The organism is Vibrio sp. E150_011, assembly GCF_053544015.1.
The window spans coordinates 408,625-430,051 of sequence record NZ_JBHFOL010000002.1; the positions used below are offsets into that span (position 1 = coordinate 408,625).

Annotated in this window: 21 protein-coding genes; 12 read left to right on the forward strand and 9 right to left on the reverse strand. The window is 44.3% G+C overall.

Features of this window, described 5'->3' with window-relative positions:
* Complete coding sequence (gene lpxH / locus ACE1OE_RS05025) at nt 1-747, reverse strand: UDP-2,3-diacylglucosamine diphosphatase (RefSeq protein ID WP_449210336.1); 747 nt, start codon at nt 745-747, stop codon at nt 1-3.
* Nucleotides 748-784: 37 nt separating this feature from the next.
* A complete protein-coding gene (locus tag ACE1OE_RS05030) occupies nt 785-1,279 on the reverse strand; it encodes a peptidylprolyl isomerase (RefSeq protein ID WP_102470481.1) in 495 nt (164 codons plus the stop codon).
* A 241-nt stretch (nt 1,280-1,520) separates the two neighbouring features.
* On the opposite strand from ACE1OE_RS05030, the gene cysS reads away from it, so the two are divergent.
* On the forward strand, nt 1,521-2,903 hold the full coding sequence (cysS, locus tag ACE1OE_RS05035) for a cysteine--tRNA ligase (RefSeq protein ID WP_449210337.1): 1,383 nt from the start codon (nt 1,521-1,523) through the stop codon (nt 2,901-2,903).
* An 83-nt stretch (nt 2,904-2,986) separates the two neighbouring features.
* Nucleotides 2,987-3,565, forward strand: a complete 579-nt coding sequence (locus tag ACE1OE_RS05040; protein ID WP_102470483.1) for a thymidine kinase — start codon at nt 2,987-2,989, stop codon at nt 3,563-3,565.
* Nucleotides 3,566-3,653: 88 nt separating this feature from the next.
* On the opposite strand, the gene ACE1OE_RS05045 is transcribed toward ACE1OE_RS05040, so the two are convergent.
* Entirely contained in the window at nt 3,654-4,511 is an 858-nt protein-coding gene (locus ACE1OE_RS05045; RefSeq protein ID WP_372060487.1) for an NAD-dependent epimerase/dehydratase family protein, read from the reverse strand.
* Nucleotide 4,512: 1 nt separating this feature from the next.
* Nucleotides 4,513-5,397, reverse strand: a complete 885-nt coding sequence (locus ACE1OE_RS05050) for a LysR family transcriptional regulator (RefSeq protein WP_102470485.1) — start codon at nt 5,395-5,397, stop codon at nt 4,513-4,515.
* Nucleotides 5,398-5,486: 89 nt separating this feature from the next.
* Here ACE1OE_RS05050 and ACE1OE_RS05055 point away from each other — a divergent pair, with 89 nt between their 5' ends.
* Complete coding sequence (locus tag ACE1OE_RS05055; protein WP_372060486.1) at nt 5,487-5,903, forward strand: PACE efflux transporter; 417 nt, start codon at nt 5,487-5,489, stop codon at nt 5,901-5,903.
* Nucleotides 5,904-6,014: 111 nt separating this feature from the next.
* On the opposite strand, the gene ACE1OE_RS05060 is transcribed toward ACE1OE_RS05055, so the two are convergent.
* Entirely contained in the window at nt 6,015-6,254 is a 240-nt protein-coding gene (locus ACE1OE_RS05060) for a TIGR02647 family protein (RefSeq protein WP_102470486.1), read from the reverse strand.
* A gap of 263 nt (nt 6,255-6,517) precedes the next feature.
* Here ACE1OE_RS05060 and ACE1OE_RS05065 point away from each other — a divergent pair, with 263 nt between their 5' ends.
* Both ACE1OE_RS05065 and focA read left to right on the forward strand, forming a co-directional pair.
* Nucleotides 6,518-7,708: a hypothetical protein gene (locus ACE1OE_RS05065; protein WP_372060485.1), complete on the forward strand. Its 1,191-nt coding sequence runs from the start codon at nt 6,518-6,520 to the stop codon at nt 7,706-7,708.
* Between the two features lie 279 nt (nt 7,709-7,987).
* Nucleotides 7,988-8,830 carry a formate transporter FocA gene (gene focA, locus ACE1OE_RS05070; protein WP_102470488.1) on the forward strand — a complete coding sequence of 281 codons (843 nt, stop codon included), beginning with the start codon at nt 7,988-7,990 and terminating at the stop codon, nt 8,828-8,830.
* A 531-nt stretch (nt 8,831-9,361) separates the two neighbouring features.
* Here the strand turns inward: focA and ACE1OE_RS05075 are convergent.
* Complete coding sequence (locus tag ACE1OE_RS05075) at nt 9,362-10,156, reverse strand: ABC transporter permease (RefSeq protein WP_372060484.1); 795 nt, start codon at nt 10,154-10,156, stop codon at nt 9,362-9,364.
* Nucleotides 10,157-10,601: 445 nt separating this feature from the next.
* On the opposite strand from ACE1OE_RS05075, the gene torE reads away from it, so the two are divergent.
* From torE to ACE1OE_RS05095, 4 genes are all read left to right on the forward strand, one after another.
* A complete protein-coding gene (torE, locus tag ACE1OE_RS05080) occupies nt 10,602-10,778 on the forward strand; it encodes a trimethylamine N-oxide reductase system protein TorE (protein ID WP_372060483.1) in 177 nt (58 codons plus the stop codon).
* A 44-nt stretch (nt 10,779-10,822) separates the two neighbouring features.
* Nucleotides 10,823-12,004 carry a pentaheme c-type cytochrome TorC gene (gene torC, locus ACE1OE_RS05085; protein WP_372060482.1) on the forward strand — a complete coding sequence of 394 codons (1,182 nt, stop codon included), beginning with the start codon at nt 10,823-10,825 and terminating at the stop codon, nt 12,002-12,004.
* A gap of 23 nt (nt 12,005-12,027) precedes the next feature.
* A complete protein-coding gene (torA, locus tag ACE1OE_RS05090) occupies nt 12,028-14,490 on the forward strand; it encodes a trimethylamine-N-oxide reductase TorA (protein ID WP_102470492.1) in 2,463 nt (820 codons plus the stop codon).
* Between the two features lie 115 nt (nt 14,491-14,605).
* Nucleotides 14,606-16,357 carry a glycoside hydrolase family 36 protein gene (locus ACE1OE_RS05095; protein ID WP_449210338.1) on the forward strand — a complete coding sequence of 584 codons (1,752 nt, stop codon included), beginning with the start codon at nt 14,606-14,608 and terminating at the stop codon, nt 16,355-16,357.
* Nucleotides 16,358-16,453: 96 nt separating this feature from the next.
* On the opposite strand, the gene ACE1OE_RS05100 is transcribed toward ACE1OE_RS05095, so the two are convergent.
* Complete coding sequence (locus ACE1OE_RS05100) at nt 16,454-17,758, reverse strand: putative manganese transporter (protein WP_449210339.1); 1,305 nt, start codon at nt 17,756-17,758, stop codon at nt 16,454-16,456.
* A gap of 207 nt (nt 17,759-17,965) precedes the next feature.
* Between ACE1OE_RS05100 and ACE1OE_RS05105 the strand changes: the two genes are divergently transcribed.
* Both ACE1OE_RS05105 and ACE1OE_RS05110 read left to right on the forward strand, forming a co-directional pair.
* Complete coding sequence (locus tag ACE1OE_RS05105; RefSeq protein ID WP_449210340.1) at nt 17,966-18,871, forward strand: manganese-dependent inorganic pyrophosphatase; 906 nt, start codon at nt 17,966-17,968, stop codon at nt 18,869-18,871.
* A 138-nt stretch (nt 18,872-19,009) separates the two neighbouring features.
* Nucleotides 19,010-19,396 (forward strand): DUF2750 domain-containing protein, encoded by a 387-nt coding sequence (locus tag ACE1OE_RS05110; RefSeq protein WP_102470496.1) that lies wholly within the window; start codon nt 19,010-19,012, stop codon nt 19,394-19,396.
* A 152-nt stretch (nt 19,397-19,548) separates the two neighbouring features.
* Here ACE1OE_RS05110 and ACE1OE_RS05115 read toward each other — a convergent pair whose 3' ends face one another.
* Both ACE1OE_RS05115 and yeiP read right to left on the reverse strand, forming a co-directional pair.
* Nucleotides 19,549-19,866, reverse strand: a complete 318-nt coding sequence (locus ACE1OE_RS05115) for an HI1450 family dsDNA-mimic protein (RefSeq protein ID WP_102470497.1) — start codon at nt 19,864-19,866, stop codon at nt 19,549-19,551.
* Between the two features lie 4 nt (nt 19,867-19,870).
* Nucleotides 19,871-20,437, reverse strand: coding sequence for an elongation factor P-like protein YeiP (yeiP, locus tag ACE1OE_RS05120; protein ID WP_449210341.1), 567 nt, complete (start codon nt 20,435-20,437; stop codon nt 19,871-19,873).
* 205 nt (nt 20,438-20,642) lie between these two features.
* Here yeiP and ACE1OE_RS05125 point away from each other — a divergent pair, with 205 nt between their 5' ends.
* On the forward strand, nt 20,643-21,422 hold the full coding sequence (locus ACE1OE_RS05125) for a nucleotidyltransferase domain-containing protein (RefSeq protein ID WP_449210342.1): 780 nt from the start codon (nt 20,643-20,645) through the stop codon (nt 21,420-21,422).
* Nucleotides 21,423-21,427: the final 5 nt, after the last annotated feature.

Consider the following 21,427-nt stretch of genomic DNA (forward strand, 5'->3'; position numbering starts at 1 on the left):
TTATGTGGAATGGCTCATGCTTTTGACAAAATGTCGGATTTGCAGTTCCTGTTTTCCAGGTGTGCAGACCAATACAGAGCCTTGTGTGTACCAATCACCAAGGACGATACGGGTGTATTCTTCGCCTTCGATATCAAATGTATGAATATTCGGACGGTGTGTGTGCCCATGAATCATGAGTTTGACATTCTCTGCTTGCATGACCACTTCAACTTCATGTTGTGTCACGTCCATAATATCAAGCGATTTTCCGATTTTTTCTTCTTTGATATCGCCTTGTATCTTATTAACAATACGGCATCTTGTAAAGAAAGGAAGTCGATTAAATAACCATTGAAGCCATGGTTGGTTAACTTTTGCTCGATAGGCGAGGTATTTAACGTCATCGGTACAAAGGGTATCTCCGTGCATGACGACAGCGCGTTGCCCGTATAAGTCAATGACGGTTTGTTCATTCAACAAGGTGATGCCCGTGTCGCGACAGAATCTTTTTCCAAGTAAGAAATCACGATTCCCCTGTAAAAAATAGCATGGGATACCCGATGATGTCAGTGTTTTGAATTCGTCTCGAATCGTGTGAGCAAAGTCAGAGGGATCATCGTCTCCGATCCAAAATTCAAATAGGTCACCCAGCACATAGAGTGCATCAGCGTGAATCGCTTCGTTGCGCATGAACTGGATGAAGCATTCTGTCGTATCGGGGAGAGAAGGCGAGAGGTGCAGGTCAGATATGAATAAAGTCGTCATAATATGAGGAAAAGGAGAGCCACGCTCTCCCTAACCATTACTCGTGGATAGTTGTGCTAGTAATAAGCACTTCTTCTAGTGGTACATCTTGGTGCATACCCATAGAGCCAGTGCTAACGCCTTTGATTTTTTCTACGATATCTAGACCTTCAACTACTTCAGCAAACACGCAGTAACCCCAACCATCAAGACTTTCTGAGCGGAAATCTAGGAATTTGTTGTCGTTAACGTTAATGAAGAACTGAGAGCTAGCAGAATGTGGTTCCATTGTACGAGCCATTGCCAGTGTGCCAACTTTGTTGCTCAGGCCATTGTTTGCTTCGTTTTTGATCGTTGCACGTGTTGTTTTTTCTTTTAAGCCAGACGTCATGCCGCCGCCTTGAATCATGAAACCATCGATAACACGGTGGAACAAAGTGTTGTCGTAAAAACCATCACGGCAGTACTGTAGGAAGTTTGCACTTGTTTCTGGTGCTTTCTCTTCGTTTAATTGAACCTTGATGTCGCCGAAATTAGTATGAAGGGTGATCATGATGAATACCTATTTAACGTGTTTTTATGTTGAACCACCGATTCTAGCTTAAGTGACAAGACAAGCAAACGGTCAAATTCGCAGAATATCTAATTGGTGCGTGGTTTTTACACGATATTGGAAAGATCAACGATAAAGTACCGGAGTAATTGTGAGTTTTCTTTGTTTAAGCGCTCCATTATGTCGGCGATTATGGTTATAATCTCACATAACTTTACACGTAATTATCCAGATAGAGATCATGCTAAAAATATACAATACGCTGACGAGACAAAAAGAGGAATTCAAACCTATCCATGCTGGCAAAGTAGGTATGTATGTGTGTGGGGTCACCATTTACGATCTCTGTCATATTGGCCATGGCCGCACCTTTGTATCTTTTGATGTGGTTTCTCGCTACCTTCGCTATGTAGGTTATGACCTGACGTTCGTTCGCAACATTACTGATATCGATGACAAAATTATTAAGCGTGCGAATGAAAACGGTGAGACGTGTGACTCACTCACTGAACGATTGATAGGCGAAATGCACGCTGATTTCGATGCGCTGAATATGAAACGCCCAGATGTCGAGCCTCGTGCGACGCAATTTATTGCTGAAATCATTGCACTTGTAGAACGCCTCATTGAGCGTGGTTTTGCTTATGTGGCAACGAATGGCGATGTGATGTTTGAGGTGAGTAAATTTGAGGATTATGGTCGTTTGTCTAAACAAGATCTCGACCAGCTTCAAGCAGGCGCTCGTGTTGATATTGAAACGGCAAAGCGCAGCCCACTTGATTTTGTATTATGGAAAATGTCTAAGCCTGGCGAGCCAACATGGGAATCACCTTGGGGGCCGGGTCGTCCAGGTTGGCATATCGAGTGTTCAGCAATGAACTCATCGATTCTTGGTGATCATTTTGATATTCATGGCGGCGGTTCGGACCTACAGTTCCCGCATCATGAGAATGAAATTGCTCAGTCTTGCTGCGCACATGATACGCCTTATGTAAACACATGGATGCACAGCGGCATGGTCATGATTGATAAAGAAAAAATGTCTAAGTCATTGGGCAACTTTTTTACCATTCGTGACGTATTATCTCATTATGATGCTGAAACGGTGCGCTACTTCTTAATGTCTGGTCATTATCGCAGCCAGCTGAATTACAGTGAAGACAACCTGAATATGGCGAAGTCAGCGCTAGAGCGTTTGTATACTTCACTGCGTGGGTTAGATATCCAAGCTGAACCGACGGGTGGCGAGGAGTATGTAACTCGCTTCTCAACGGCAATGAATGATGACTTTAATACGCCAGAAGCTTATTCCGTTTTATTTGATATGGCTCGTGAGATTAATCGCCTTAAAACGGTTGAGTTAGCTCAAGCAAGTCAATTAGGTGCAGTGATGCGCGAACTTGCTGATGTTATTGGTATTTTACATCAAGATCCTGATGCATTCCTTAAAGGTGACGCAGGCAACAATGATGAAGTAGCCGAAATTGAAGCACTAATTAAACTTCGTAATGACTCTCGCGCGTCAAAAGATTGGGCAAATGCTGATTTAGCTAGAACGAAATTGACTGAAATGGGCATCGTTCTTGAAGACAGTTCAGAAGGCACAACGTGGCGCCGTAAATAGCGTAAGCGTTTTCCTTTTATAAGAATAATCTCAGCCCTTGCTTGCAAGGGTTTATTTTTAAGTTTTAGCTTTGGTGTAATGTTTTGGCTCAAATGTATTTTTATTACTCTGCAATGAATGCGGGTAAATCGACCACACTGCTTCAGTCGTCATTTAATTATCAAGAGCGAGGTATGAACCCGCTTATCTATACGGCAGCGCTTGATGACCGTTATGGTACTGGTAAGGTGAGTTCGAGAATTGGTTTGCAATCGGATGCACAGTTATTTAAACCAGACACTGACCTTTATACTGCTATCTCTGAGCTTCATAACGAGGCGACTCGACACTGTATCTTGGTCGATGAATGCCAGTTCTTATCCAAAGAACAAGTGTATCAGCTGACAGAAGTGGTTGATAAACTTCATATCCCAGTACTGTGTTACGGTCTACGCACCGATTTTTTAGGTGAGTTGTTTGAAGGAAGCCGACAGCTATTAGCATGGGCCGATAAACTGGTTGAGCTCAAAACGATTTGTCATTGTGGCCGCAAGGCGAATATGGTTATCCGTACCGATGAGCATGGTGTGGCGATTGCACAAGGTGACCAAGTGTCGATCGGGGGAAATGATAAGTATGTTTCCGTTTGCCGCCAACACTATAAAAGCGCCCTAGGTAAGTAATAAGAGTTACGGACCCTACGTGGAGTCAGGTACAAAAAAAGGAAGCGAGTCGCTTCCTTTTTTTATCTGGCGCTATTAGGTTGATTTATTACTCAGTCATATCGATGTCGAGTGCATCGAGCGTATGTTGGTATTTAAATGTGAAACCAAAAGCCTGTAGTTTACCGCTTGATATGGCCTTGTCTGGGGTAGAGTTTACCGCGTTTAGTGACGAGTCTACCCCTGCCGCTTTCAATGCAGAGCGATAAAAAGTGGCTTTATCACAGGTGTCTGGCGTCGTCACATTGAGCACTTCGTTTTTGATTTCTTTTAATACAAAGCTGACTGCAGCAATGGCATCATGAAGATGGAGCATATTTGCAGGCGCTCTATCACTGACCGATTTAATCTTAAGCGCAAAGCGAGAAGGATGCCGATTGGGACCAAAAAGTCCACTGCAGCGCACGATCGCGTAATCAAGCTGAGAACGAACAACATGCTCTTCTGCGGTAAGCATAACAACGGATTTATCACTAAAGTCAGCTTGTGTTTGGCTTAATGATAAGCTTGCCATATCTTCGGTCATCAATGTTGGCCGGTCGGGATAGACGGAGGTTGAGCTAATCATAATGACTTTGCGGACATTAGCTTGTTTCGCGAGGTCGACCAGTCGAGCCCATTGTGTCGCGTACATTGTGCCACGACCTTGTCGAAATCCTGGTGGAAAACAACCGATGATAGTGGTGATTTTTTTCTGCTGTAACGCCTTAACGAATGTGTTTTGATTGTCATCGTTAATAGCGGTGAGATTACACTGCAAAGCATCGATCCCATCACCTTCTAGTGCCGCAACACCTTGTTCTGATGTCTTAGTCGCCGTTACGTTGTAGCCTTGGTTCATTAAGTGCTCAGCGAGTGGGCGGCCTAGCCAGCCTGCGCCGACGATTAATACAGAAGAATCTTGCATGCTACGAGTCCTTAAACAAATGCCTAGTTAGCTCACGAAGTCGCTTATGAGCGGCATCGTTACTTTTGCTTGAATGCTGAATAATGTCGATATTGACGACAGCGGAAAGTTTTTCAAATGCTAAGGGCACAGTAACCAATTGCCCTTGTCTCAATGCTTCTTTTGCCAGATAGCTAGGAGCAAATGTCCAACCACAACCCGCGATGCACCAATCTATAATCATACTATAGCTATCAGAGTGCCACACATCGGGGCTGAGAACTTGATGGAAGCTGCTCGCTTGGGAATTGCGCGCGCTGATGACAAGCTGCCTATGCAAACTTAACATTTCGATATGAGGAGAGCGTGTCTGTGCGAGCGGGTGTTTTGAAGAAACATAAATATCAAAGGCGATTGTGCAAACATGTTCAAAATCGAGAGAGAAAGGAATGAGGTGTTCGCCGTAAAGCAACCCAGATGTCGCTCGACCAGACTGTACCATATCAATAATATCGACACTGGAAGCGAGCAAGCATTCAACCTTTAGAGTAGGAAATTCTGTATCTAGAGTTTGCAAAATAGGGGTGATTTGTTCAAGAGGAATACCTTCGTCAACGGCTAAAACTATGGGGTGAACCTTAGTTTGTGCTAGATTGGCGACTTGTTCACTGAGCCTATTGTGTTGAACCATCACAGCCTTGGCGTACGGGAGTAACGTGTGACCAGCCTCAGTTAATACAGGGTATCGGCCTCTCCGGTCGAATACGCTCACACCACAATCTATCTCTAGATTTCCAATATTTTGACTAATGGCAGATTGAACCTTTCCAAGTTGCCTTGCTGCTGCTGAAAATGAGCCCGTTTCTACCGTCGTAATAAATGCTTCAATTTGCTCGATACTTAACATATCAGTAATCCTGATGTTACCTAACTTTTACTAGTCATAAGCATAGACCATAATCGTTACCATGTTGAATGTGAGTTATGGTTATCTATATGAATAATAAAGAAAGAGTATTCCACGCTATCATGTTTGAAGTATTGGCGTTAGCTATCATTATACCTGTGGTTTCTTGGGTTTCCGGGACAAGTTCTGGGTCGTTGGTCATTGTTGGGGTTGGAATGAGCGTATTCACGGTGATCTGGAATTATTTCTACAATATTGTGTTTGATAAATACATGGGGGAGAATCGCGAAACTCGCACTATGACCGTCAGGGTCATGCATGCGTTGGGTTTTGAGGCTGGGCTTATAGGATTTACTATTCCAGTTATCGCATGGTTCTTGCAGGTTTCGTTATTCGCGGCATTGTTGATCGAGGCTGGGTTTCTTGTTTTCTTCTTCTTTTATACAACGCTATTCAACTGGGCATATGACAAATGGCAACCTTATCAACGTCTATTTATGTGTTGATGAACTCGCTGACTGTGGCGCTATAAAGACGGAAAAAGCGAAGTTGTGGAAACGGATAGGGGATATCACATAGACGGCTTCAAACGGTCGCCTATGTGTTATCGAGGTGTTTTACAGTCGAGCGTTTAGTACGCGTAGCACTTTGTCGGCATGCTCTGCGACTTCAATGCCTTCACCTGTTAAGTATCCACCATCTGGCATAGTACACAAACCTTTCGCATAGAGCGCTTGAACCGCTTTTTGTGTCTCTTCGTTGGCGTCGGTATGAACTTTGATTCCTGTGGCTGAACTGCTTAGGTCAAATTGCAGGAGCAAGTTAAGTTCGGCAAGGTGTTCTAACGTTAATTTCATAGAGGTGCCTTTTCATTTAGATTGTTCGATCAACATAGTGCGATTTGAGTTCATTGACAATCATATAGTGAATAATTTGTTAGCTAACCCCGTGTTCTCAGAGAGAAGGGTGAATATTTTATGCTAAGTGGATGAATTGTAATCAGTTGGAACACTAAGTCATGTCTTTTATCGTGAACTTTGAATATAGTTCATGGTCCATTATATTGTTGTGCCTTTACTTCACTTAGATTGATAAGCAGTCTGAGTCTACGGGAGAAAAAATGTCTACACGCAAAGCGATAGTAGTACTGACGTGTGTTTTGGGCATTGCTTCTTGTGCTTCAACGCCTACCGCGGTTGATCGAGACCCAAACCTTAGCGCTGAGCAAATCCAGACAGCGCAAAAACAAGAATATAACGAAATTTTGGCGACTCATTCATTGTGGACTAAACGTTTAGAAGACGCAGAGTCTCTGCGAATTTATGCGCCCGAAAATTATCGCGATATGATGTCTTCTTGGAAAGATGCTCATGAGCTTTTTATCGAAATGAGAAAAAACCCAGCGCAAGTAGATGTTAAGCACTCTGTGTTTTCCAGTGAAACTTACGCGATTGCATTTCGAGATAGAGTGAATACTGTCGAATACAATTTTACCGCTATCCAGCGTCTAAAAAAACAAGCCGACGAACTGCTTGCCCCGGCAATGACTCAGATGGCCTACCTGAGAAAGCTTGATGCCGCAAAATACTTTAGACATGCAAATACAACCGTTACGCGAGAATACGAACAATTGTTTCAGTATCTAGTGGTGTCGGAGGTGGATCGAGCTGAAAATTACCAAGCGATCTTCCTTGAAAAAGCAACGGCGTTAGAAGTTCGTGTTATTGATGCTATGTATGTAGATCCGCTTGCGAGTAAGTTGTCTAATCTTTCAAGTGCGCGCTACAATATATTGGCGCCAATCAGCTTTAGTTATGTCGATCAAGGCATCATCGAGCTAAGAAAATTTGTTAGTCAATCACCTCGAGATTTTGAAACTATCGAACGGGATGTTGATAGCATTAATTTTCAATTTCGCCGATTAGAAGCCGTTGTGACTGAAGTAACAAAGCTGAATGATGTAGAAAAATCTAATTTTGAGCCACTGGTTCTTGCTGCTGAGTCGCGACTACATAAAATTTCCACTGTAGCCAAAGGGAATGATTATCGAGATCAAGATCTTACCACGCAATCTGAGCGAATTGCTCATGATGTGGAGATGTTGAATAAAGCAGAACAGTCTTCTGCCTTGCGTAAAGAAAATGCGCAGTTGAGACAAAAAATCGCACTGCTTGAATTACAAAATAGTAGTGACCAAGGTAATACGGAACAAGTGGTGACAGAAGTGATGGACAAAGCCGCTTACAATCGACTTGAGATAGAAAACCTAAAGAAGTTGGTGAGTGCGTTGCAAGAAAAAACGACGGACTAACGAGTCAACTCCAGCCTATTTAGCTACGGCAAAAAACATTAAAAATAAACCTAAAAAACACTGCCTAAAGCGGTGTTTTTTAGGTTTTCTAAGGATGAAAAATAAGGCTGCAAAAATACATACCTATATATTACTTATTGTTTTCTTATGACTATTTTCCATAGTGATGGTGTGATGTGTGTTTTATATTGATTAGCGCTGAAAATGTCACTTGCCATATCAATTGATTGGGCGCATTATCCGCCACCATCAAATTGTAACTAAATATGTGTTTAAAAAATGGAAATGAACCAGTTCGATTCTTTGTTACCACCACAAATGGCTGAACGCGCCGCTGAAGCTGGTGTAGGTAAAGCAACGAAAGACCCAATGAAATCTTTCTTACTCGCAATTACAGCAGGTTTGCATATTGGCATTGCTTTTATCTTTTACACAACGATTACAACTGGGGCTGGAGACCTGCCTTGGGGTTTAACTCGGTTTATGGGCGGCCTTGCATTTAGTCTTGGGCTTGTACTAGTGATTATTACCGGCGGTGAGCTGTTTACTAGCTCAGTCTTAACCTTAGTCGCAAGAGCAAGCGGCAAGATCAGCTGGGGCGCATTATTTAAGAATTGGGCGGTGGTCTACTTTGGCAATATGCTGGGTGCGCTGTTCCTTGTTGCCATCATGCTCACCGCGAAACAATACTTGTTCGATGATGGCCAGGTTGGGTTAAATACGATGCACATCGCGCAACACAAGCTTCACCATGGATTTTGGCAAGCGGTAGCGTTGGGTATTATGTGTAACGTTTTGGTTTGCGTTGCCGTATGGATGACATTTAGCGGTCGCACATTAACGGATAAGATTATCGTTATGGTTCTCCCTGTTGCCATGTTCGTATCCGCTGGGTTTGAACACTGTATTGCCAATATGTTTCAAGTCCCAATGGCCATTGGTATTAAGTATTTTGCACCGGCTGAATTCTGGCAAAACATAGGCGCAACACCGGCTGACTTTGTCGATTTAAATCTAATCGGGTTCGTCACAAATAACCTGATCCCTGTCACCCTTGGTAATATCATCGGTGGCGGCATATTTGTTGGAATGTTGTACTGGCTAATCTATTTGCGTGATTAACATGGTTCGACCGCCGTTTAAGGTGGTTGATTAATACGTTACCTGATACTGAACATCGCTTATTGCTTATTGCTTATTGCTTATTGCTTATTGCTTATTGCTCAGTGTCAGGAATCTCGACACTAAAACCAAAGTATATTTTTTGTTGTTTGTCTCCAATCTTTGGGTTCTGTAGAGTCCCTTCCATCCCTCTTTAGTGGGGGATTCGCATCAACTGCCCTTGGTGTCTGAATCAACCAGTTTTTTGAATCGTCTAGCGGCGTACTTGATATAGGCCGCATTTCTTCACCCACCATTCTTCCGTCTCCTAAGTTATCAATACAATATCGCTACTCAATCCATAGTGCGTGTTATCGCTTACTTTCATTACCGTATCCCTCTCTTATGACGATTTAATGAAGCTGATGATGTGGAATGCAGGGTGTGGTTAAAAAAATATCGACAAGTCAGTAGCTTGGTTATCCACATATACTGTGGATAACCAAGTTTAAACTAGGTGTGTAACGTCCGGTTTGCTGATTATTTGTTCAATTACTGCTCACTAGTGGGGAGGATGAGTGGCTTGCCGGAGGACGTAAAGTTGCCCCTAATAATTAGGTTCAAGTTGATGGTAATCGATACGGTCATCATCACAAATATGGCCAGCATAATAAGCAGTTGATATTTTATCGCAACCAGTGGATTAGCACCGCCTAAAATCTGACCAGTCATCATTCCCGGCAATGAGACTAAGCCGGTTGTAGCCATTGTCGCGAGGATCGGTGCTAGAGATTTTTGCAACGCAACACGCACGAACGGCAATGTCGCAATGGAGACTGACGCCCCCAAAGAGATGGCGGCTTCATACTCAGCCCAGCGATCTTGTAACGCCCCAAAAAAGTTCTGCAGTGCAACGATATTGCCACTAATACTGTTCCCCAAAAGCATCCCCGCGAGAGGAATGACATATTGTGCACTGTAAAAAGGAGTGGGTTGGATAATGGCGATACAAAGGATAGCAACGACGGGAAACAACCCAAATGATAGCGAAGCGACTACATAAGGTAACAAATGACGTTTAGGGAGTTTTGCCTTACTTAAAACAGCGCTGGCACCAACCACAATCATGACAGCAAGCCAGATGATATTGACCACGATACTATTTAAAAAGAACAAATATTCGAGATAGAGGCCGACAAGCGCAAGCTGAAGTGACATTCGAAGGATGCTAAAGCAAGCATCTTTATTGAGGTTAAGCTTGTAATAATGACTGATTGAAAAAGGGATCAACAATACCACTGAAAAAGCCAACAGTTGCCACCAGCTGATATCTATAACGTCTTGCATATTCGACCGTTTATAAAACAAAGTTGCCACTATTCTACTTGACTCGCGTATGCCTCACACCGTTTATTTGGGGCGGTTTCTTATCATTTTTATAACATTCTGGTGTCTTTTACTCGGTAAATAGCGCTGAATTCGTCAATATCTACCACGTGAATCTCACTGTCTACCACGTAAATTTGGTTGAAATGTTGCATATTTGCTGTGTTGTTTACATACTTATAAAAACATTAATTCTTCACATCCATTCATAATTTTTCATATTGGCATTTAATTGATTACAACTCAGGATGACCTCAAAAAAGTGTGGATTAACAAGGCGTGAGGGGGCGGAAACGGTTGAACCTTACATAAGGTATGGTTTAGCATTTTCGGCAGATAGTTTTAATAATTGGTTTATTCATCAGAATAAATCGCAGCTTTAACACGATACAAAATAGGCAAATGTATGAGTGATGTTAACAAAGTTGAGAGTGCTGAAAAACATGGTATGGAATGGAAGTCATTCTTTTTCATCTGCGCAGTTTTCTTTCCTCTCTTGAGTGTAGCGATCGTCGGTGGTTACGGCTTTACGGTGTGGATGCTTCAAATATTTGTATTTGGTCCTCCAGGTATGCACGGCTAATTAACCGCCAATTCAATCTATTACGAGTTTCGAGAGAGTAAGTCATGAAATCCTTTTTAACCAAACTTTGGCGTACCATCAGTAAGCCAGCTGTCCACATCAGTTTAGGTGTACTCACCGCTGGTGGTTTTTTAGCCGGCGTGATCTTTTGGGGTGGCTTTAATACCGCTCTAGAGGCAACCAACACCGAAGAGTTCTGTATTGGTTGTCACACTATGAGTGAGAATGTATACGTTGAACTTCAAGAAACGGTTCACTGGAAAAATAATTCTGGTGTTCGTGCGACTTGTCCCGATTGTCACGTACCCCATAACTGGACCGATAAAATTGCCCGTAAGATGCAAGCTTCTAAAGAAGTGTTTGCGCAAATCTTTGGTGATTTAGATACACCAGAAAAATTTGAAGCGCGCCGCTTCGCGCTAGCTCGTCACGAGTGGGACCGTTTTTCTGCCAATGGGTCTTTGGAGTGTAAAAACTGCCACGCTTATGAGTCGATGGATTTTGAAACCATGTCTCCTACTGCTCGTATTCAAATGAAATCTGCGGCAGAGCGTGACCAGAGTTGTGTCGACTGCCATAAAGGCATTGCCCACCACCTACCAAAAGATATGGCGCAAGCGTCTGGTATTGTTGGTGAACTAGAACAAGTCGCAAGCAGCACGTCTTACTCGAAAGGTAACGATGTCGTTTCTATTCGTCATTTACCGCTGTATACCGACGAGACAGGTGCAACTGAAGCGGGTCTATTAAGCCCAGCAAGTGAAGTGGCAATCGTTGACACCAAGGGTGACATGATCGAAGTCCAAATCGATGGCTGGCGTAAAGCGAAGGGCTTTGGGCGAGTAATCCAAGAAGACTTTGGTATGAATATCTCGACAGCGATCCTAAATAAAGAAGTATCGCAAAGCGCTGACGTAACGGTTGGTGAGAAAAAAGAAGACGAGCTTACAGGTCTACCTTGGGAAGAAGTTACAGTTAACCTTTGGATGAAAAAAGAGTCCATGTTGCCTGATTACACTCCAATTTGGAACGCGGCAGGTCAAGCGTATCAAACGAACTGTTCTACGTGTCACACACAACCAGATGTTGCACACTTTAGCGCGAACGGTTGGGTCGGCATGCTGGACGGTATGATCGCATTTGTGAACTTCGATAGAGATACTGAGGCATTGGTTCTTAAGTATCTACAGAAGCACTCATCAGATTTCTCTGAAGGCCACCACTAATAGACGTTAATTGGAGTAACAAAATGGCAATTACACGAAGAAGCTTCCTTAAGGGTGTGGCCGGCACAAGTGCTGCATCTCTAATCGGTCCTAGCTTGTTAGCTTCGGCGTCTGCTAGTGCAGCTGAAGTAGACGGAACCTGGAAAACATCAGGTTCACACTGGGGTGCGTTTCGTGCCCGAGTGTGGGGCGGTAAGGTTCAGGAAATTAAACCACTAGAAGTCGACAAATACCCAACTGAGATGCTTAACGGCATCAAGGGAATCATCTATAGCCCATCACGTGTACGTTACCCAATGGTACGCCTAGATTGGTTAAAGAAACATAAATATGCGGCTGAGACGCGCGGCAACAACCGCTTTGTTCGTGTTACATGGGATGAGGCGCTTGACCTTTTCTACCGTGAGCTTGAACGCGTACAAAAAGATTACGGTCCTTGGGCGCTGCATACCGGTCAAACGGGTTGGCGACAAACCGGTCAGATGCACAGCTGTAACAACCATATGCAGCGTGCAATGGGTCTACATGGCTACTCTGTAAAAAAAGTAGGTGATTACTCTACTGGTGCTGGTCAAACGATCTTACCTTATGTCCTGGGTTCTACTGAGGTGTATGCACAAGGTACATCTTGGGAGTTGATCCTAGAGAATAGTGATAACATTATTCTTTGGGCAAACGATCCTGTGAAAAACCTGCAAGTCGGTTGGACATGTGAAACTCACGAGTCGTTTGCTTATCTAGAGCAACTGAAAGAAAAGGTCGCGAAAAAAGAGATTAACGTTATCTCTGTTGACCCTGTGAAGAACAAAACGCAACGTTACCTTGAGAATGAGCACTTGTATGTGAACCCTCAAACCGATGTGGCGTTTATGCTTGGTATGGCGCATACCCTTTATAATGAAGATTTGCACGATCAAAAATTCATCGATACTTACTGTCTCGGATTTGAAGATTTCGTCAGCTATCTTCAGGGTGAGTCAAAGGACAAGATTGAGAAGACACCTGAATGGGCTGCAGAGATCTGTGGTGTATCTGCGGACAAGATTCGTGAGTTTGCCCGTATGCTGGTGCAAGGTCGTACTCAATTCTTGTTTGGCTGGTGTATTCAGCGTCAAGAGCACGGTGAGCAACCTTACTGGATGGGTGCTGTATTGGCATCGATGATTGGTCAGATTGGTCTTCCTGGTGGTGGTGTATCTTACGGACATCATTATTCTGGTATTGGTGTACCGTCGACTGGTTTTGCTGCGCCTGGGTCATTCCCGCTGAATATTGATCAGGGCCAAACGCCAAAACATACCAATCAAGATTTTAATGGCTACAGTCGTGTTATTCCGGTTGCGCGTTGGGTGGATGCCTTATTAGAGCCGGGAAAAAAGATTAACTCCAATGGTTCGGTTGTTACGCTACCGGATGTAAAAATGATGGTATTTAGTGGTAACAACCCTTGGCATCACCACCAAGATCGTAACCGAATGAAGAAAGCCTTCAGAAATTTGCACACCGTGGTTTCAATTGACTTTGCTTGGACAGCGACGTGTCGCCATGCCGATATCGTATTACCTGCATGTACTCAGTGGGAGCGTAACGATATCGATGGCTACGGGGCATACTCAGGTCGTGGTCTTATAGCGATGCATAAGCTCGTTGATCCTTTGTTCCAGTCTAAGACTGACTTTGACATTATGACTGAGCTAACACGTCGTTGGGGTGTGTCTGATGATTACACTCGTGGCATGTCAGAGATGCAATGGGTTAAATCACTTTACGATAACTGTAAAGAAGCCAACAAAGGCAAGTTTGACCTTCCTGAATTTACAGAGTTCTGGGAGAAAGGCTTCCTCGACTTTGGTACCGGTAAGCCTTGGGTTCGTCATGCTGATTTCCGAGAAGATCCGGAGATTAATGCACTTGGTACGCCATCTGGTTTTATCGAGATCACGAGCCGTACTATCGGTAACATGGGCTATGAGCACTGCCAAGAGCACCCAATGTGGTTTGAAAAATCAGAGCGTTCTCATGGTGGACCAGGTTCTGAACAGCATCCGTACTGGCTGCAATCATGTCACCCGGACAAGCGTTTGCACTCTCAAATGTGTGAATCAGAAGATTTCCGAGCGACTTATGCAGTACAAGGTCGCGAGCCAATCTACATTAACCCTAAAGATGCGAAAGCAAAGGGTATTAATGATGGTGACTTAGTCCGTGTGTTTAACGACCGTGGTCAATTATTAGCTGGTGCCGTCGTGACGGACAGTTATGCTCCTGGTGTTGTGCGTATCGAAGAAGGTGCTTGGTATGGGCCTCTTAACGAAAAAATAGGTGCGCTTGATACTTATGGCGATCCAAACACGTTGACGCAAGATATTCCGTCTTCAGAGCTTGCTCAAGCAACGTCAGCAAACACCTGCTTGGTTGATTTCGAGAAGTTCAAGGGTAAAGTGCCACCAGTAACCGCCTTCGGTGGACCGATTGAAGTCGCTTAGCGAGCAAGGTCTTCAACAGAGTTTTAACTAGCACACAAAACCCATTCTTCGGAATGGGTTTTTTTGTGCTTGAGAATATACTTATCATGTAATCTATTAACTAGGTCGAGGACGTATGACCGAATATATACCTTTCTCCAAAGAGGTTGATGCGCTTGCAATTAACCCTGATATTTGTATTACCACATCCTCTGGTGAGTTGAACTTCACTTACACGAGCCTAAATTTTACCCCGCTTTCTTCCCGAACAGCATTAACACGATTTGAAAACCAAGTTGAGACAGACGCAAGGTTGCTCGGAGATGGCTTTCAAATGCTGTGTCAAACCTCCGGTACTGTCAATCAGCTCATCGATATTGGTCGCTGCCCTGACAACAGTGCCAGCTATCGTATTTACGATGAACATGCTCCCAAGCGTTTTTACAATTATCTGTTGGTTGAGCAGTCTGCAGGCTTTACGCTATTTGGCTTTACCTCCTGTCACCGGTTTGCCGGTTACTTTGAATTGCAAGCTGGCGTTCATGGTATTGATGTGGTGGCATTTCTCGATGGTGAGCATAGTGAGCCTCAGCATTGGCAAGATAACCAGTTAGAGTCGTTAGTCGTGCTACATGGTGAGGCGATGGACAGCGTGTTTGAACAATTTTCTCGCCTGATTGCTTGTCATCATCCAGTGAAACCCGGCGTATTGAAACCAAGCCCGATAGGGTGGTGTTCATGGTATGCCTATTATGCCGATGTGAACCGTCAAAATGTAATTGATAACGTTCAGGTGATGGAGCAAGACCAAGCCGATCTTGAATGGGTGTTACTTGATGATGGTTATCAGGCTTTTATGGGTGACTGGTTGACGCCTTCAGAGAAATTTGACGGCGGGATAAAGACGCTGATTGCGAGTATTCGTCGCAGTGGAAAAAGGCCTGCAATTTGGATGGCACCATTTATCGCCCAAGCAGAATCAGACGTGTTTAAGCAACATCCAGATTGGTTTCTTAAACATGCGGATGGGTCATTACTCAAGGCGGAAGACGTGACCTACGGCGGCTGGCGATGCACGCCTTGGTATATTCTTGACTGCTCGAACCCAGACGTACTCGCTCACCTGACTCACGTAGTAAAAACGATGCGTGAAGAATGGGGTGTTGAGCTGTTTAAGCTGGATGCTAACTATTGGGGAACACTGCCGGGCCAGCGCTGTAAACCGGGAGTGACCGGTGTAGAAGCCTATCGCTTAGGGATGGAGGCCATTACGGAAGGTGCTGGAGAGGCGTTAGTATTAGGTTGCAATGCGCCTATGTGGCCGTCGCTTGGGCTTGTGGATGCCATGCGTGTATCGGATGATGTTGAGCGCGATCCGGCTCGCTTCGAACAAATAGCAAAAGAGACCTTTTTGCGCAGCTGGCAGCATCAACGACTGTGGTTAATTGATCCCGACTGTGCCACTTTTACTTCATTGCCTAATCAAGGCACAGACCGAGCGAGTTATGAATTTCATCGCAATGTGCTCTTGGCATCGGGGGGGGTGTTGTTATCGGGTGACCCACTACCAGAATTGACACCGTTTGCAAAAGAAACATTGGCAAGCTTAGTAAGTCGTCAGAAACAAACCGATCATACCTCTATCTTTCAATCATTGACAATGAATCACTCAACCTTAAAGCTGACCGAGCAGCGCTGGCTGCACTGTTTGTTTCATTACGATGAAATTGGTACTGACTATACCCTAACATCAGAATACCCATGCGATTGGTTCGACTTCTGGACAAGAGAAAAGCTTAACGCTGACCCTACACACATACAAGTGGTCCCTCTCAATCGAGCTCGTGAAAGTCGCGCTGTGGTTGCCGTGTTTGCTAGTGGAGAGTGATGGCATGTTTGATGTCTGATCGAATCTCGTCGCTAGGGGAGTAGGAACGTAGACCTTTTACCCGTTAAAGCTTAAGTCGTGCTTTAGCGGGTAAGATTAAATCTCAAATAACCAATAGTAGCTATAGCCAACAACCAAGGCTGGAATAGCCGAATAAACGGTAGCCACTAATGCCGCTTTCGGTGCCATTGCGATCGCTGGGAAAAGTGCATCGCCGTCATTTGAAATTGCGTTAGAAAGCTGCGTAGACATCGGCACCGCACCGGTAAGATAAAGGCTTGTCACCAGAATTTGAGGCCCGCAACCGGGCAATAGTCCGATGGCGACTCCCATCAAAGGCATGTAGACCCCCCAACCTGAAAATGAAGTGCTAAGGTCAATGTGTGCAAAATGTAGGGTGAGTTCAAATGCTAAAAACGCAACGATCACCCAAGCACTCACGAAGTGGGTGTCCTGCGCTGCTTTTTGCATAGGATGCGAGGTGGGCAATTTGTCATCTTCAGCGACCGTGCTCTGATAGTCTTCAATCTCTTTGGTAAATGCCCATAAAGACATAATTACTACCGCTAAAATGGCACCAAGCCACTCAATGGTATTTGGACTTAACCCAAGCAGTGTATTAACGTCAATTTGGAACGACATCGTAAAAGCCACGATAAGTGAGGGGAGTATCATCCATTTCCAAAATAACCCTTGAAGATTGATTGCCATGAGTTGTATCGGACTGGAAAGCTCGTCTTGCTGACGAGTATTCGGATCGTGAGAATCACAACCGCATGCTTGCTTCGTTGGCGTGATAGCTTTAGTTGACGTAATAGCTCCCGTTGACGTAATAGCTCTAGTTGACCTAACAGCATCAACAAGTTGAGTGACTTTGGGACGAAGAAAATCTGGTTTATGAATAGCATTGATGACCAGTCCGCTCACGATACCGACGGCGACACCTGCTGCGACTAATCCGAGACCGGTACTTGGACGACTAGCCAAGATTAAAAATGCGGCATCGCCCATCGTTGCGGTTAGTACGGCAACGATCGATCCAAATCCAACTTTTCCTGAAACAAATTGAGTGGTGACGATAATAGCGCCACCACAACCTGGCAGAGCGCCTAACAAAGAGGAAAAGACCACTTGATGCTTAGGGGAGTGTTGATAGAGCTCGACAAGCGCGTGTTTGCTGGAAACAAATCGAGAAATATGGTGATACACGGCAAGGGTGAATACCACATAACATGCGACGGCCCAGTACGCATCAGAAAGTGCGGCAACCGCAAGGCTTCGAGTTGGTTCGCTAACCAGCAATGCGATCAAGGTTACCGGAAGTAATAAGCGTTTGTATGCGGGTTTGAATTGTTCTAATGACAAACCATTCAAGCTTCCAATATTCTTAACGTGTTCCATAAATCCTGCCAATGCAAATGAGAACTGTTATCATTATATATGCTTGATAATGATTATCAATAGCAATTTGAATGTTTTGTCCGTCAAGAAATTCATTTAAAGCACTTACAGGCGATGACAAATTCGCAAAATCAGGTAAAGTATCGCCCTTGTGAGCAGTTGTCGTGGGGCACATACCCACAAGATTAAACATAGTTAGGAAGTATAATGATTCTAGTTGTCGGTCATAAAAACCCAGATAGTGATAGCATTTGCGGTGCACTAGTAGCGACAGAACTACTAAAAGCACGTGGTCTTGAAGCTAAACCCATTCGCCAAGGCGAAATCAATCGTGAAACTCAGCACATTCTTGCAACCGCTGGTGTTGAGCAGCCTGAATTGCGTACCAGCGTAGCGGGTGAAAAAGTTTGGTTAGTAGACTATACCGATTTGGCTCAGGCGCCAGACGATATTAACGAAGCCGAAATTCTAGGTATTGTTGACCATCACCGTCTTGGTGACGTGATGACAGTGAATCCACTTGAAGCGTGGATTTGGCCTGTAGGCTGTACTTGTACTATTTTGTTCAACCTATTCAAAATGGAAGAAGCTGAGATCACTCGCCCGCTAGCGATTCTGATGATGTCTGCCATCTTGTCAGACACGGTTGGCTTTGCGTCTCCTACTTGTACGCAAAAAGATAAAGATGCAGTAGAAGCATTAGCGACTATCGCAGGCGTTACAGACCTAGACTCATTCATCAAAAACCTGTTGATCGCAAAAACAAACATCGAAGGCCTCACTGCTGCAGAACTGGTTGAAAAAGATCTGAAAGCATACCCATTCAATGGACGTGATGTGGTTGTTGGCCAAGTTGAGCTTGCGACATTAGAACAAGTAGACGGAATGATTGAAGCGCTTGAGCAAGATCTTGTTCGTCGCTGTGATGACGATGCTTTAGCGTTTGCCGCTGTGATGTTAACCGATATTACGACAGCACAAACACGCTTGATTTATAAGGGTGAGTGGGCAGATAAATTGGTGAAGCATGAAGTTGAAGGCATGTTGATGATGGAAAATACGTTGAGCCGTAAGAAGCAAGGTTGGCCTTGGCTTCAAGGTGAACTTGTTTAATCATCCCCAAGATTAAGTAAGCCCTAGCACTGTTTGTATTTTGTCGCCAATGGCCTTTGAATACAATTATTAGTGCTAGGGCTTTTTATTAGGTATAAGCTTGTACCAATAGTAACACTCTATATAAGGCATGAAACTATGGCACTAGAGCAAAATCAAATCGAAGAAATTGTGCGTTACGACGAAGAAAAGCGCTTTAAATATAGCGTGAAGACAATGACGCAAGAGCGTCAAATCTGGATTCTTACCGACGAGCATGGCTGCGTGATGTTAAACACAGAAGAAGAAGACTGTGTGCCAGTTTGGCCAAATCAAGAGTTTGCTGAGCAGTGGGCAACAGGTGAGTGGTCAGAGTGTAAAGCTGAGTCTATCTCGTTGAACAAATGGCACAGTCGCTGGACGACAGGCTTGGAAGACGATGAACTGGCTGTCGTGGTATTTCCAAATCAAAATGAAGAAGGGGTAGTAATGTTCCCTGATGAGTTTGATTTTGAACTCAAAAAACAAGCGTCAAAAACACGCTAGGTTGACGGTCAAACGGTAGTACACCCTGCGGTCGCCAAACCCCATTTAGAAAAAAGCTCAGCCTAGGCTGAGCTTTTTGCATTCTAATGAGACGGCGATTTTAATCGTGTACCTTACCTTCAATACCTAAGATGAAGAAGTACTAAAACGGTTTAGTCGCGCTTCCATAAGATATGGCAGAATTTATTGTCTGGATCACGACTGACGAGAAGGCGAGCAAAGACATCATCCAGCGCATCATCTTCTTCGTTGACAAGGCCAATACGGACTTCGGCAAAGGTTTCGTCCACAGCGAAGCCAACGTGCTCAGGCCAATCGCTACCGGTCTCCACGAGTTCAGCAGCGCCACGGTCTTCAAATTGAGCAGTAAACAGAATAACGTCTACTGCTTCTAGGTTGTCCGGTGCCATCTCTAAAAAAATGTCGTAGGCGGCATCGATCACGTCGTCGTATGAAATGAGTTCTGACATAATATTAAGCTCGGTTCATGTATTTGCGTTCAGCGGTGTTAATCACAACGCGATCGCCTGTTGCAATGTATTCAGGTACTTGAATAGTAAGACCTGTCGCAAAGCGTGCTGGCTTAGAGCGAGCAGAAGCAGAAGCCCCTTTGATTGATGGGTCTGTCTCTTCAATAACTAATTCGACGGATGAAGGTAACTCTAAACCTGCAGTTCTGCCATCAATCAAGACAACTTGTACGCCCTGCGTATCTTCGTTGATGAATAACAAATCATCCGCAATTTCGTCTTGTTTAAACGTAAACTGAGTGTAGTCTTCGTTATCCATAAAGATGTACTCATCACCATCTACATAAGAAAACGTTACGTTTCGTTTGTTCATTTCAACGGTATCAACAAGTTCATCAGACTTATATCGTTCTTCGATTTTTGAGCCAGTTGCTAAATCTGTGCAGCGCAGTTTATAGATTTTTGCACCACCGCGACCGCCAGGGGTCGTAATCTCGATATCTTTAATTAGCAACGTCTTACCATTTGACTCAATCGCAAAACCTTTTTTAAGCTCACTTGCCTTTGGCATGAAATTTTTCCTTCGTTTTAATTAGACAGCTGATTATACGACCGAATACTATCTTTGCTCAAGAACCAAGTTCGTTCGACCCGTTAGATTGCTCAATAAAGGGGTGGCGTGAGAAAGTCCTCACGACGACGTGGTCGATTAGATCTTTGAAGTTATTTGAATCTGAGTCGATGCGAACGTACACTGGCCATATTCTCAAGTTGAAATGAAACAGTCAGTGCCAGCAATTAACAACGACGCTCAGTCTACCCCTCAGGCGCATTATCAGCCCGCTATCAACGATCTTCTCTCGTGCTTGAAGAGTGGGTTACGTGGCAACCTTCACAGCGTGTATATCTATGGTTCGGTGGCATACGGAAGGGCGGTTCCTGGTCTCTCAAACCTTGATGTTGTAGTGGTCACTCATCAGCCATTTTCAAGTAGTGAGCTCAAACTGCTCAATACGATTAACTGGCGTTTTCAAAAAGATTTCCCTTTTATCGATGGCGTGCTAATTCGGCGGACGGTGGTCAGTGAAGTCGCCTCTTTAGAGGCATTGTTTACCTGGGGCTTTTTGATTAAGCAATGTTGTATGTGTGTACTAGGGGATGACCTATCGGAATGTTTTGGTGATTATGTGCCCAGTTGGGAAATTGCCAAACAATGGAATATGGACATAGCGCAGGCACTGCCTATAGTTCGCCATCGTGTTGCGACCGCTCAAACCCAAAAGGAATTGCTGAAAGCGCAGCGTTTTATGTCTAAAAAGCTGCTTAGAGCCGCTTATGGCTTGGTGATGCACAAAACAAAAATCTGGCGCGACGAACCGAAGCAATGCGGAGAGCACTTTCTTCGCTACTACCCTGACCAGAAAGTGGTTGTGGAGCGGCTCCAGATATTACTCGGACCACGAGCTATTCCAAAACGTTCGGTGGTTGGGCTACTTGATGACTTCGGGGCTTGGCTCATTAAAGAGTACAAGAGAACCGAGTTTAGGATTGGTTGAAGAAA